Origin of the sequence: Neorhizobium petrolearium, from assembly GCF_017873175.1 — a bacterium.
Taxonomy (GTDB): domain Bacteria; phylum Pseudomonadota; class Alphaproteobacteria; order Rhizobiales; family Rhizobiaceae; genus Neorhizobium; species Neorhizobium petrolearium.
In genome coordinates this window covers 179,921-192,275 of the sequence record NZ_JAGGJW010000011.1, presented here as the reverse complement: position 1 = coordinate 192,275, position 12,355 = coordinate 179,921, and the positions used below count along the sequence as shown (strand labels likewise).

Genomic DNA, 12,355 nt, shown 5'->3' with positions numbered 1-12,355 from the left:
GCGGCTCGATCCCTCTTTGACCCGGGAGCGGCTTTGAGGCACTCTGTCCTCACAAAAGCTCGCGGTGAGTCCGTGAAAAGAAAAAGGGAAAAACATCATGCCTATGAGACCGGGTGAAATCGAGGATCTGATCAAGGCCGGCATTCCGGGAGCCAAGGTCACTATCCGGGATCTTGCCGGAGATGGCGATCATTACGCGGCCGAAGTGGTGGCCGAGCAGTTCCGCGGCAAGAGCCGTGTGCAGCAGCATCAGATGGTCTACGAGGCGCTGAAAGGCAATATGGGCGGTGTTCTGCATGCGTTGGCCTTGCAGACTTCGGCCCCGACGGACTGAGGCGATCCATGCCGAACCTGATCAACGAGATCGTCACAGGTATCGTCGAGAGCGCCATGAAGGAGCTTCTGGGGAAGTCGCATGGTCGCACGAGCACCAAGCGCAAGAAACGGCAGACCCGCTCCACCACGTCGGGCCGCTCCGTCAGGAAGACCACTGCGCGGATCGCAAAACCCGCGAAGAAGCAGGTGAGCCGCCGGCGTACGGCGGCAAGCCGCAGCAGCCAACGGAGCCGCTGAGCACAGGTGTGCCGCTCAGATAGCGTCAAAACCCGATGCCGATTGGCGTCTGGCCGACTATTCCGCTGGAATTCCCGGGGCTGCGTTGCTATTTAGGAGAAATGACGCAGCGCAGCGGCCCTTGAAACCGCGTGTGAAAGGATATGACATGAGCGGAGTTCACGAATTCATCGACAACGAAGTGAAGGCGAACGACGTAGTTCTCTTCATGAAGGGCACGCCCCAGTTCCCGCAGTGTGGTTTCTCTGGCCAGGTGGTGCAAATTCTCGATTACCTTGGCATCGACTACAAGGGCGTGAACGTGCTTGCCGACGCCGAAATCCGCCAGGGTATCAAGGACTATTCCAACTGGCCGACCATTCCGCAGCTCTATGTCAAGGGCGAGTTTGTTGGCGGTTGCGATATCATCCGCGAGATGTTCCAATCGGGTGAACTACAGAATCATCTGCAGGAACAGGGCATCGCCGTCCGCGGCGCCGCCTGAATTCTTCCGGACCGCCCGGTCCGGGTTTTATCGAAGACATTTTCAAGGCGCCGCTCCCAACGGCGCCTTTCACATTGTTTAGGAAACCACTGTGACAAATTCTTCACAAACGGCCCCGGATCGCCTGCGCGCCATGGGTCGAGCCGAATTCATTGCTATGATGGCCATGCTGATGGCGCTCAACGCCCTGGCGATCGATATCATGCTTCCCGGCCTGGGCGAGATTGGCGCCTCGCTGGGCGTGGTGAACGAAAACCACCGCCAATATGTCGTTTCTTCCTATGTATTCGGACTGGGCGCTGCGCAGATCCTGTATGGCCCGCTTTCGGACCGCTTCGGCCGCCGAAAGCCCATGCTCTTCGGCATTGCGGTCTATATTCTGTGTGCGATCGGCATCGTGGTCGTCCCTTCCTTCGGCGCAATGCTCGTGCTGCGATTCATCCAGGGTGCCGGCGCCGCAGCAACCCGGGTCATCACCATCTCGATCGTCCGTGATGTCTATGGCGGCCGCGCCATGGCGGAGGTCATGTCACTGATCATGATGGTCTTCATGATCGTGCCGATCATCGCGCCAGGCACCGGCCAGCTCATCATGTTCCTCGGCAACTGGCACCTGATCTTCGTGTTCATCGCGATCGTTTCGCTCTGTATCGGCTTCTGGATGTATAGCCGTCTACCCGAGACGCTGGACGCTGCCGACGTTCGCCCCTTCACCGTCTCCTCGATCCTTGACGGCTTCCGGATCGTGCTGACCAATCGCATCGCCCTCTGCTACACGATCGCCAGCACATTCATCTTCGGCGCCCTGTTCGGCTTCATCAATTCGGCCCAGCAGATTTACGGGGGAATCTATCAGCTCGGCGTCTTGTTTCCCGTCGCATTCGCAGCCGTGGCCGTTTTCATGTCGACCGCTTCCTTCCTGAATGCCCGTTTCGTTGGCCGGTTCGGCATGCGCCGCCTGTCGCACGGCTCGCTCATCGGCTTCATAACCATCACCTTCCTGTGGATGCTGGTGCAGGTATTCGGGCCGCAGCCGATGCCGATCCTTCTGTTCCTGGTGTTCTTCTCGCTCGCCATGTTCCAGTTCGGCTGGATCGGCTCGAACTTCAACTCGCTGGCCATGGAGCCGCTCGGCCATGTGGCCGGCACCGCCTCTTCGGTGCTCGGCTTCATGAGCACGGTCGGCGGATCGGTGATCGGATTGGTGATCGGCCAGGCCTTCGACGGCACGGCCCTGCCGCTCGTCGCCGGCTTCTTCACCGTGTCCATTATCGGCCTGATTTTCGTTTTGATCGGCGAGAAGGGAAAACTCTTCCAGCCGCACAATCCGCGGATCTGAGCAGCAAAAAAGGCCGGAATAAATCCGGCCTTTTCCAATCAGCGTCCGATGATCTCGTTCCGCAGCATCTGCCAGCTTTCCTTGTCGGTCGCGAGCAGCAAACCGCCATCGACATGATGCGGCAGATAGGCTGAACCGTCGAAGCGCGCCGCATAACCGCCGGCCTCGGTCGCGATCAGCGTGCCGGCCAGATGATCCCAAGGCATCAGCTTGTTGTAGAGCACGAATTGCACATGGCCACCAGCGAAGGTGCGATATTCATGCGCCGAGCAGCGATAGCTCGAAAAGAAGCGTACCTTGGCAAGATTCCCCAGGATACGGTGGCGCATGTCACCGAAGAAATAGCCGGCTGAAGCCATGCCCACCATCGCATCCAGCGGCCGGGGTTGAGCCACGGAAAGACGGATCGCCTCCCCCTCAGGCCTTATCAGGAAAGCGCCGCCCCCCTTCTCCGCCATCACCCAGTCATCGCCCATGGGATCATAGATGATGCCAGCGACCGTCTCGCCCTTCCAGACGACGGATGCCATGACGCCGAAGGCCGGGATGCCGGAAGCGAAGTTGAACGTACCATCCACGGGATCGACGACGATCGCGAACTCCGCGTCGGCGAGCTTACCGAGCAAGGCAGGGTCAGCGGCAACTGATTCCTCTCCGACGAACAATGCGTCCGGAGCGATCGTTTCGAGCTCGCGCCGGATCAACCGCTCTGCCGCTTCGTCCGCTTCCGTCACAAGATCGGACGGTTCGCTTTTCGAGCGAACGTCGCCGTTTCCGAGCCGACGAAAGCGCGGCAGGATTTCGGATCTGGCAGCAAGGCGCAGGAGATCGGCAAGCTTCGTGACGTCGAGCGGAAGGGTCATCGTTATATCTCAAGGTTCTGAAAGAGGAATTCAGGGTGTGGGGTTGGCCTGAAGGCCGGCAAAATCGAAGAGCTTCGGATCAAGGAGATGGGACGGATTCACATGGGCGAGAGCGCGCAGCATCGCATCCTTGCGGCCGGGCATGCGTGCCTCGATCTCGCCAAGCATCTGCTTCATCGCGTTGCGCTGCAAGCCGTCCTGCGAGCCGCAGAGATCGCAGGGGATGATCGGGAACTGCATGGCGGCGGCGAATTTCGCGAGGTCGTCCTCGGCGCAATAGGCGAGCGGACGCAGCACCATCAGGTCGCCTTCGTCGTTCAGGAGCTTGGCCGGCATGCCTGCAAGACGGCCGCCGTGGAAGAAGTTCATGAAAAAGGTTTCAAGGATGTCTTCGCGGTGATGGCCGAGCACCAGCGCGTCGCACCCCTCCTCCCGCGCGATCCGGTAAAGATTGCCGCGACGGAGCCTGGAACAGAGCGAGCAATAGGTGGCGCCTTCCGGCACCTTCTCCTTCACGATCGAATAGGTGTCGCGGTATTCGATCCGGTGCGTCACCCCGATCGAGGTCAGATAGTCCGGCAGGATGTGTTTCGGAAAATTCGGCTGGCCCTGATCGAGGTTGCAGGCGATCAGTTCGACCGGCAGAAGCCCACGCCATTGAAGATCGAGCAATACGGCGAGCAGCGAATAGGAATCCTTACCGCCGGAGAGGCCAACCAGCCAGCGCTTCTGCCCTTTCAGCATCCGAAAATCATCGAAAGCCTGACGTACCTGTCGAAGCAGGCGCTTGCGCAGCTTGTTGAATGAGACCGAACCCGGCGCATCGCGGAACAATGCCGGCACCAGGCCATCGACGGCCTCATCCAGCTCATCCTCGATTCTGGCGTTCACACCCATTCGCCTTCCCTCAAAACGGAGAAGCGGGCCTCGCCCGCTTCCTATATATCGTCAGGCACCGAGCGCCGCTGCCACCGCCTCCAGCGCTTCGTCGGCCCTGGCGCCATCCGGACCACCAGCCTGGGCCATGTCCGGCCGTCCGCCACCGCCTTTGCCGCCGAGGGCCGCGGAGGCGAGCCGCACCAGGTCCACTGCGCTGAACCGGCCGGTCAGGTCCGGCGTCACCGCAACGACAGCACTTGCCTTGCCATCTTCCGACACACCGATCAGCGTTACGACGCCGGAGCCGAGGCTCACCTTGCCTTCATCGGCCAAACCCTTCAGATCCTTGGCATCGATGCCGGTGAGCGCCTTGCCCATGAATTTGACGCCACCGATTTCTCGGACATCGCCGGCCGGGCCGCCCTGCCCGCCGCCCATGGCAAGCCGGCGCTTGGCATCCGCCAGCTCTCTCTCAAGCTTACGCCGTTCGTCGATCAGCGCCTCGACGCGCGAAACCACCTCCGTCGGCTGTACCTTCAGCGCGCCAGCCAGTGTCTTCACCCGCTCGTCCTGCTCGGCGAGATAGGCGCGTGCCGCCTCGCCCGTCACCGCCTCGACACGGCGGACACCGGCGCCGACCGCGCTTTCGGAAAGGATGCGGACCAAGCCGATATCGCCGGTCGCATTCACATGCGTGCCGCCACAAAGCTCGACCGAATAGGGCTTGCCGGACTTCGGTCCCTCAATGGCCCTGCCCATGGAAACGACGCGCACTTCGTCGCCGTATTTCTCTCCGAACAATGCCATCGCGCCTTCCGCGATTGCATCGTCGACACTCATCAGGCGCGTGGTGACCGGCGCATTCTGAAGGACGATGGCATTTGCCATTTCTTCGACCTTCTGCAGTTCCTCGCTGGTCATCGGCTTCGGATGCGAAACGTCGAAACGCAGGCGTTCCGGCGCGACCAGAGAGCCCTTCTGCGCCACGTGCGTGCCGAGAACTTCGCGCAGCGCCTCATGCAACAGATGGGTCGCCGAATGGTTGGACCGTAGGCGTGAGCGGCGACCGTGATCGACCGCCAGCGCCACGGCATCTCCGACCTTCAAGGTGCCATCCGCGACGATTGCACTATGAACAAAAAGGCCCTCGCCCTTCTTCTGCGTGTCAGAGACTTCCAGCCGGGCACTGTCCGTAGAGATCACACCGGTATCGCCCATCTGGCCACCGGATTCCCCATAGAACGGTGTCTGATTGACGATCACCTGCACCTGGTCACCAGCCGATGCGCTATCGACCGCCTTGCCGTCGCGGACGATCGCCTGGACGACGCCCTCCGCCGTCTCCGTGTCGTAACCCAGGAATTCGGTCGCACCGAACTTTTCCTTGAGCTCGAACCAGATCGTCTCGGTTGCCTTGTCGCCGGAGCCTGCCCAATGCGAGCGGGCTTCGGCCTTCTGGCGCTCCATTGCGTCGGTAAATCCTGAAATGTCGACACCGATTTCACGGGCGCGCAGCGCATCCTGGGTCAAGTCGAGCGGAAAGCCATAGGTGTCATAGAGCTTAAAGGCTGTCTCGCCGTCGAGCATATCACCCTTGTGAAGCGTGCTTGTTGCGTCGGACAGCAGCGAGAGGCCGCGTTCCAGCGTCTTGCGGAAGCGGGTCTCCTCGAGTTTCAGCGTTTCGGAAATCAGGCCCTCGGCGCGCACCAGCTCCGGATAGGCACGGCCCATCTGCTGGACGAGCGCCGGCAACAGCTTCCAGAGCAGCGGCTCCTTGGCGCCAAGCAGCTCGGCGTGACGCATGGCGCGGCGCATGATGCGGCGAAGCACATAGCCGCGTCCTTCGTTGGACGGAAGCACGCCATCGGCGATCAGGAAAGCGGTGGCCCGCAAGTGGTCGGCAATCACGCGATGGCTCGCGCGACGCTCGCCTTCCGCCTTGACGCCGGTTGCCTCCTCGGAGGCCGAAATCAGTGCGCGGAACAGGTCGATATCATAGTTGTCATGCTGCCCCTGCAAAACGGCCGCAACGCGCTCCAGACCCATGCCGGTGTCGATCGAAGGACGCGGCAGGTCGATGCGCTCCTCCTTCGTAACCTGCTCATACTGCATGAAGACGAGGTTCCAGATCTCGATGAAACGGTCGCCATCCTCCTCCGGCGAACCGGGAGGGCCGCCCCAGATATGCTCGCCGTGGTCGTAGAAGATTTCCGAGCAGGGGCCGCAGGGGCCGGTATCGCCCATCGCCCAGAAATTGTCGCTGGTCGGGATGCGGATGATCTTCTCGTCGGCCAAGCCGGCGATCTTCTTCCACAGGCTGAAAGCATCGTCGTCCGTGTGGTAGACGGTCACCAGAAGGCGGTTGCGGTTAAGGCCAAATTCCTTGGTGATCAGGTTCCAGGCAAGCTCGATCGCGCGCTCCTTGAAATAGTCGCCGAAGGAGAAATTGCCGAGCATTTCGAAGAAGGTATGGTGGCGTGCGGTATAGCCGACATTGTCGAGGTCGTTATGCTTGCCGCCGGCGCGCACGCATTTCTGTGCGGTCGCGGCCGTCGAATAAGGACGGGTCTCCAGACCGGTGAAGACGTTCTTGAACTGCACCATTCCGGCATTGGTGAACATCAGCGTCGGATCGTTGCGCGGCACCAGCGGACTGGAAGCCACGACTTCGTGTCCGTTCTTTCGGAAATAGTCGAGAAAGGTCGACCGAATTTCATTCACGCCGCTCATGCTACGCCCTTCTTCACCGCCGGGATGCGGTCCGTTATTTGAAAACCAGAGGCTTGTATCGTCCGCACCCCAAACTGTCCAGCCGCACACCGCTCAACCAAACGAGAAACCGGCCGCGCATCTTTCGATCGCGGCCGGCTACAAAGTAACCGAAGAGAAGCTTCAAACGCGACGGAACCGCCTACATTTCGGCGGCTTCGCCGCCGTCGTCCGCGTCGGGACCACCATTCTGCAGGAAACGGTCGGCGATGAGGCCGGCATTCTGGCGAAGCGACATTTCGATCTCGCGGGCAAGTTCGGGATTGTCGCGCAGAAACGTCTTGGCGTTCTCACGGCCCTGGCCGAGACGCTGGCTGTTATAGGAAAACCACGCACCCGATTTTTCGACGATGCCGGCCTTCACACCGAGATCGACGAGTTCGCCGGTCTTGGAAACGCCCTCACCATACATGATGTCGAATTCCACCTGCTTGAAGGGAGGCGCCATCTTGTTCTTTACGACCTTGACGCGGGTCTGGTTGCCGACCACTTCCTCGCGCTCCTTGACCTGTCCGATGCGGCGGATGTCGAGGCGAACCGAGGCATAGAATTTCAGTGCATTGCCGCCGGTCGTGGTTTCCGGCGAACCGAACATGACACCGATCTTCATGCGGATCTGGTTGATGAAGATGACCATGCAGTTGGAGCGCGAGATCGAGGCCGTCAGCTTGCGCAGCGCCTGACTCATCAGTCGCGCCTGCAGGCCCGGAAGGCTGTCGCCCATCTCGCCCTCGATTTCGGCACGCGGCGTCAGTGCCGCAACCGAATCGACGACGAGAACATCGACGGCACCGGAGCGCACCAGCGTATCGGTGATCTCGAGCGCCTGCTCGCCGGTATCGGGCTGGGAGATCAGGAGATTCTGGAGATCGACTCCGAGCTTGCGGGCATAGACCGGATCGAGTGCATGTTCGGCGTCGACGAAGGCGCAGATGCCGCCCTTCTTCTGGGATTCGGCGATCGTCTGCAGCGCAAGCGTCGTCTTGCCCGAGCTTTCCGGACCGTAGATTTCAATGATACGGCCCTTCGGCAGGCCGCCGATACCGAGCGCGATGTCGAGGCTCAGAGAGCCGGTCGAAACCGTCTCGATCTCGACGATGTTCTCGTTCGAGCCGAGCTTCATGATCGATCCCTTACCGAAGGATCGTTCGATCTGCGACAGTGCCGCTTCCAGCGCCTTGCTCTTGTCCACGCCTTTATCCTCTACGAGCCGCAAACTATTCTGTGCCATATGATCCCACCTTTAGGTTATTGCCACCGCGCAAGCAATGAAGCAGCCGATAAAGATGATGTACATGTTTTGTTCTAATTTGACAAGCGCCAATCAACCGCTTGACTGCAAATCGTTATTTCCATTCCGTTCTCAATATGTTCATGCATTCTGACATGTGGAAAATTCATCAAGGAAAACAAGACATCGCCACATCCAGCGGACGAATCGCAGCGTTTCGAAATTTTTAGAAAACGGCCCGCGTCTCAATTAGAATCAAGCATCTCCCGGACCGCGACAGCGAGCTGCTTCAGCGAGAACGGCTTTGGCAGGAAACCGAACTTGGCGTCAGCCGGCAGGTTACGGGCAAAGGCATCTTCCGCATAGCCGGAAACGAAGATGAACTTCAGGTCCGGATAGGATTTGCGCAGCTCGGTAAGCAGCGTCGGCCCGTCCATTTCCGGCATGACGACATCGGAAACGACGATATCGACCTTGCCCTGAAGCTCCTCCATGATCTCCAGCGCCTCGGTGCCGGAACCCGCCTCGTGCACGGTATAACCGCGCGTCTCCAGCATGCGCTTGCCGCCGCGACGGACGGCTTCCTCGTCCTCGACCAGCAGCACGACTGCGGACTTGCCTGTCAGATCGAGGTCTTCCGAGGGCGTCACCGAAACGACCGGTGGCGGGGCGGACTGATCGGCCGGAGCATTGGTGGCAGCCGCCGGAGCGGCCTCCTGGGCCGTCGCTTCGGGCACGTGGCGGGGCAGGAAGATGCGGAAACTCGTGCCGCGGCCGACTTCCGACTCCGGATAGATATAGCCGCCGGATTGCTTGACGATCCCATAAACCATGGAGAGACCAAGGCCGGTTCCCTTGCCCACTTCCTTGGTGGTGAAGAAAGGTTCGAAAATCTTGTCTATGATTTCGGAAGGAATACCCGTGCCAGTATCGGAGACTTCCACCATCACGAAATCTTCCGAAGGCAGATCCGCCTGATGAAAACCCGCCGCCTCCTCCGCGGGGACGTTGCGGGTCTTGATCAGGATCGTGCCGCCCTGAGGCATGGCATCGCGGGCATTGACGCAGAGATTGATCAACACCTGTTCGAACTGCGAGAGATCGGTGCGTACCGGCCAGAGATCGCGGCCGTAATCCACTTCGAGCTTCACATTCGTCCCGGAGATCAATCGATCCACCAGCATGCGCAGATCGCCGACGACATCGGTGAGGTTCAGCACGACAGGCCGCATGGTCTGCTTGCGCGAGAAGGCAAGCAATTGGCGCACCAGCACAGCCGCGCGGTTGGCGTTCCTCTTGATCTCCATGAGGTCCGCGAAACTCGCGTCGGAAGGACGCGCCTGCAAAAGCAGGTGATCGGATGAAAGCAGGATTGCGGTAAGCACATTGTTGAAGTCGTGCGCGATGCCGCCCGCAAGCGTACCGACCGCATTGAGCTTCTGTGTCTGCGCCATCTGGGTCTCGAGCGCCTTCTGCTCGGTCGTTTCGACCGCATAGACTATCGCCGCCTCTTCAGGCGCCTCGTCGCTCTCGTCGATCACGGCATTCACGTAGAAACGCATATAACGGTTTTCGTCGGCAGGATGGCGCGAATCAATGGGTGCAATGTCACCCTGCCGGTCCTTGGCGGCGGCAAGCGCCTGCATGAGCTGCTGGCGGGAATTTTCATGCACGATGCGGTCGAGATCCGCGCCGGCCTCGACGTCGTCGCGCGATACCACGCCGGCAAACAGTTTCAGGAACGGTGCGTTGATGCGCAGGATCCTGCCTTCGCCGTCGACGGAAGCGATCGCCATCGGCGTGTTGTTGAAGAAGCGCGTGAAGCGCATCGCCGAGGCCGACTGATCTCCCTCGCCGCCCTTCGGCCGCGTCAATACGATCGTGCGGCTTTCACCCGGCGCACCGTCGCGGGTGGCGCTGACGCTGTGCACCAGGCGCACGGGCAGGCTTTGGCCGTTGGTACGGCGCAGGTCGAGATCGAGCGTTTCGGTCCGCTGCAGCCCAGGGGCCGCCTGCACCGACTGAATGAGCGCCATGCCCTCGCCCGCCACGAGGTCCGAAATCGTCATCGAACGCGGCATGAATTTAGTCAGATCAATGCCGAGCCATTCGGCGAGCGTGGCATTGAGATAAAAGATCTCGCCCTTCTTTCCGGCGGAAAAGAAGCCCGCCGGAGCATGGTCGAGATAATCGATCGCATTCTGCAGTTCCCGGAAGAAGCGCTCCTGGTCCTCGCGTTCGGAGGTGATGTCGGTAATCTGCCAGATATCGAGCTGGCCCTTGCCGGCCGGTCCGAGCAGCCGCGCCTTCAGACGATACCAATGGGCACCCGAGCCGTTGCCGGTGACGCGGCCAAGAGGCTGCAGAAGCCGGAACTCCTCGTGACCCTCACGGCCCTCACGGAGCGCCGTGGTCAGCCGATAGAGCGCCTCGGTCGATTCACGGGTCTTGGAAAGCAGTGCTTCCAGGGATTGCACATTGCTTGCCTTGGTCGCGCCGGTCATCCGGCCATAGGCGGCGTTGGCATAAAGAATGCGACCCTTCGGATCGGTGATCAGAATTCCGTCGGGATGGCTGGCGAGGAACCCGCGCGCCAGTTCGTCGGATCGCGATTGCGGCATGACTTCGACAAGGCCGATAAGCGAGGAAACCAGGAAAAAAATGCCGACCATGGCGAGGATGCCGAGCAGCCCGAGCACCACCTCGTTGGCGAGCGCATGCTGGAACAGCACGAAGCCGGCGGCCACCCCGCAAAGCACGAGAGCCAGAAGAACGATCCGGATGATGGTGCCGCCGCGTGCCCCGCGCTCCACCAGAGGCGCCTCGTAGTTGCCGCCTTGCTGCAACTTCGTCATCAATTCCTCGCATTTCGGCCGGCGCCGCGGCCATGGACATCCGCGGGAAGAAATCCCCGCGATTCCTTCTTAGCAAGTTGCAGGTGAAGCAAAAAGCTCCGCAAGGCCACAAAACCCGGGACAGTTCGCAGGTGCGACCTATCTTTACCATTTCATCCCGCTTTTCCGGGATGGGACAATGACAGCGGACGGCTTGCCTCGGCATAAAAAAAGTCGTCTTTTACGGCAGCGTTCATATGAGGAGTGGCAAAAAATGTTGGAAGATCTGTTGAGCGCCTACGGTAGCCGCCTCGTGATCGCAGTCCTCGGTGTGGGCATTGCGCTTCTTCTGCTCGTTGTCGCACTGTGGATGATCCGCGGCCGCAATGGCCCCTCGCCCTTCGTGCGCGGCGGGAAGAACCGCCAGCCGCGGCTGCAGGTACTGGATGCCGCCGCCGTTGACGCACGCAGGCGCCTCGTCCTCGTCCGCCGAGACAATGTCGAACACCTGGTGATGATCGGTGGGCCGACGGATATTGTCATCGAGAGCGGGATTTCGACAGGGGCCGCCGGCATGAATGCGGCATCGGCGTCCGCAGCAAGCCGTCCCACGCCTTTAGATCCTTCGGATATGACAGTTCCCTTCTCCGCTTTGCCGGCTGCCGAGCCGCGAACTGCTCCCGCCCAGCGTCCGGTGCCTCCGGAATCTCGCGCGGAGCCGGCAAGGGAACGCTCCGTTTCCCGCGACACGACGCGTCCGGCACCAGCCGTCATGCCGCTCGCCACCGGATCGGGGCAGATGAATACAACGCCCCAGCGGCCCGCACCGCCCCTCCCTGCCACGCCTCCCGAACATGGGGTCGCACCGAAGGTCGAACTGCCTGTCCGGCAGGCAGTTGACGTGAAACCCGAGCCCTTGCGGCCGATCGGAGCAGTGGCGACCGCCACCACGTCCGCTCATTCGCTCGACATTGCCGCCAATGTGCTTGATGCCGCCAGAGAACGGGTCCTGCAGGACGTCCCCGAGCCGCGCGTCGTGCCCGCCAATCCTGCGGCGGTTCCCTCCGTGCTCCAGCCAGCAGCCGAGAAACCGAAACAGCTCGGCAGCGATTTCGAACGCATCCTCGAACAGGAGATGGCCAACAATCTGGCCGCCCGCGAGGCTGCGGCGCTGGGGCAGCCACCCGTTCCGGCGCTGCCGCGCAATCCATCAGCACCACGGGTCACCGGCGCCACGCCCGAGCCGTCCCTGCAGACGGAGGTCGCCCGCATCTTCGGCGAGATGTCCGTCAACCGCGACAAATGAGCGACGGTCTCCTATGATTTCTCGCCAATAAAAAAGGCACGGAGAACCGTGCCCTCAAATTGCGTTTCGGCGAAATC

General features: G+C 61.0%; 10 protein-coding genes. 5 read left to right on the top strand and 5 right to left on the bottom strand.

The genetic code is table 11. From position 1 onward, the window contains the following. The first annotated feature begins 97 nt into the window (after positions 1-97). From J2046_RS21420 to J2046_RS21405, 4 genes are all read left to right on the top strand, one after another. Positions 98-334 (top strand): BolA/IbaG family iron-sulfur metabolism protein, encoded by a 237-nt coding sequence (locus tag J2046_RS21420; protein WP_037146739.1) that lies wholly within the window; start codon positions 98-100, stop codon positions 332-334. An 8-nt stretch (positions 335-342) separates the two neighbouring features. Next, positions 343-573: a hypothetical protein gene (locus J2046_RS21415; RefSeq protein WP_210055387.1), complete on the top strand. Its 231-nt coding sequence runs from the start codon at positions 343-345 to the stop codon at positions 571-573. A gap of 148 nt (positions 574-721) precedes the next feature. Next, positions 722-1,057 (top strand): Grx4 family monothiol glutaredoxin, encoded by a 336-nt coding sequence (gene grxD, locus J2046_RS21410; RefSeq protein WP_037146737.1) that lies wholly within the window; start codon positions 722-724, stop codon positions 1,055-1,057. Between the two features lie 91 nt (positions 1,058-1,148). Next, on the top strand, positions 1,149-2,396 hold the full coding sequence (locus J2046_RS21405) for a multidrug effflux MFS transporter (protein WP_411828535.1): 1,248 nt from the start codon (positions 1,149-1,151) through the stop codon (positions 2,394-2,396). Between the two features lie 38 nt (positions 2,397-2,434). Here the strand turns inward: J2046_RS21405 and J2046_RS21400 are convergent, their stop codons facing one another. The 5 genes from J2046_RS21400 to cckA all read right to left on the bottom strand — a co-directional run bounded on the left by J2046_RS21400 (position 2,435) and on the right by cckA (position 10,993). Continuing rightward, positions 2,435-3,259, bottom strand: a complete 825-nt coding sequence (locus J2046_RS21400; RefSeq protein ID WP_210055385.1) for an inositol monophosphatase family protein — start codon at positions 3,257-3,259, stop codon at positions 2,435-2,437. 30 nt (positions 3,260-3,289) lie between these two features. Next, positions 3,290-4,156 carry a tRNA 2-thiocytidine(32) synthetase TtcA gene (gene ttcA / locus J2046_RS21395; protein ID WP_210055383.1) on the bottom strand — a complete coding sequence of 289 codons (867 nt, stop codon included), beginning with the start codon at positions 4,154-4,156 and terminating at the stop codon, positions 3,290-3,292. Between the two features lie 51 nt (positions 4,157-4,207). Continuing rightward, the gene (gene alaS, locus J2046_RS21390; RefSeq protein WP_210055381.1) at positions 4,208-6,868 is read right to left on the bottom strand and encodes an alanine--tRNA ligase; all 2,661 of its coding nucleotides are present in this window, start codon (positions 6,866-6,868) and stop codon (positions 4,208-4,210) included. Between the two features lie 181 nt (positions 6,869-7,049). Then, the gene (gene recA / locus J2046_RS21385; RefSeq protein ID WP_210055379.1) at positions 7,050-8,138 is read right to left on the bottom strand and encodes a recombinase RecA; all 1,089 of its coding nucleotides are present in this window, start codon (positions 8,136-8,138) and stop codon (positions 7,050-7,052) included. A gap of 245 nt (positions 8,139-8,383) precedes the next feature. Next, complete coding sequence (cckA, locus tag J2046_RS21380; protein WP_210055377.1) at positions 8,384-10,993, bottom strand: cell cycle histidine kinase CckA; 2,610 nt, start codon at positions 10,991-10,993, stop codon at positions 8,384-8,386. A gap of 253 nt (positions 10,994-11,246) precedes the next feature. Between cckA and J2046_RS21375 the strand changes: the two genes are divergently transcribed. Continuing rightward, positions 11,247-12,278, top strand: coding sequence for a flagellar biosynthetic protein FliO (locus tag J2046_RS21375; RefSeq protein WP_210055375.1), 1,032 nt, complete (start codon positions 11,247-11,249; stop codon positions 12,276-12,278). Positions 12,279-12,355: the final 77 nt, after the last annotated feature.

Coding starts and splice junctions, on each gene's coding strand:
- J2046_RS21420 (WP_037146739.1), top strand. CDS start 98: ATGCCTATGAGACCGGGTGAAATCGAGGATCTGATCAAGGCCGGCATT.
- J2046_RS21415 (WP_210055387.1), top strand. CDS start 343: ATGCCGAACCTGATCAACGAGATCGTCACAGGTATCGTCGAGAGCGCC.
- grxD (WP_037146737.1), top strand. CDS start 722: ATGAGCGGAGTTCACGAATTCATCGACAACGAAGTGAAGGCGAACGAC.
- J2046_RS21400 (WP_210055385.1), bottom strand. CDS start 3,259: ATGACCCTTCCGCTCGACGTCACGAAGCTTGCCGATCTCCTGCGCCTT.
- ttcA (WP_210055383.1), bottom strand. CDS start 4,156: ATGGGTGTGAACGCCAGAATCGAGGATGAGCTGGATGAGGCCGTCGAT.
- alaS (WP_210055381.1), bottom strand. CDS start 6,868: ATGAGCGGCGTGAATGAAATTCGGTCGACCTTTCTCGACTATTTCCGA.
- recA (WP_210055379.1), bottom strand. CDS start 8,138: ATGGCACAGAATAGTTTGCGGCTCGTAGAGGATAAAGGCGTGGACAAG.
- cckA (WP_210055377.1), bottom strand. CDS start 10,993: ATGACGAAGTTGCAGCAAGGCGGCAACTACGAGGCGCCTCTGGTGGAG.
- J2046_RS21375 (WP_210055375.1), top strand. CDS start 11,247: ATGTTGGAAGATCTGTTGAGCGCCTACGGTAGCCGCCTCGTGATCGCA.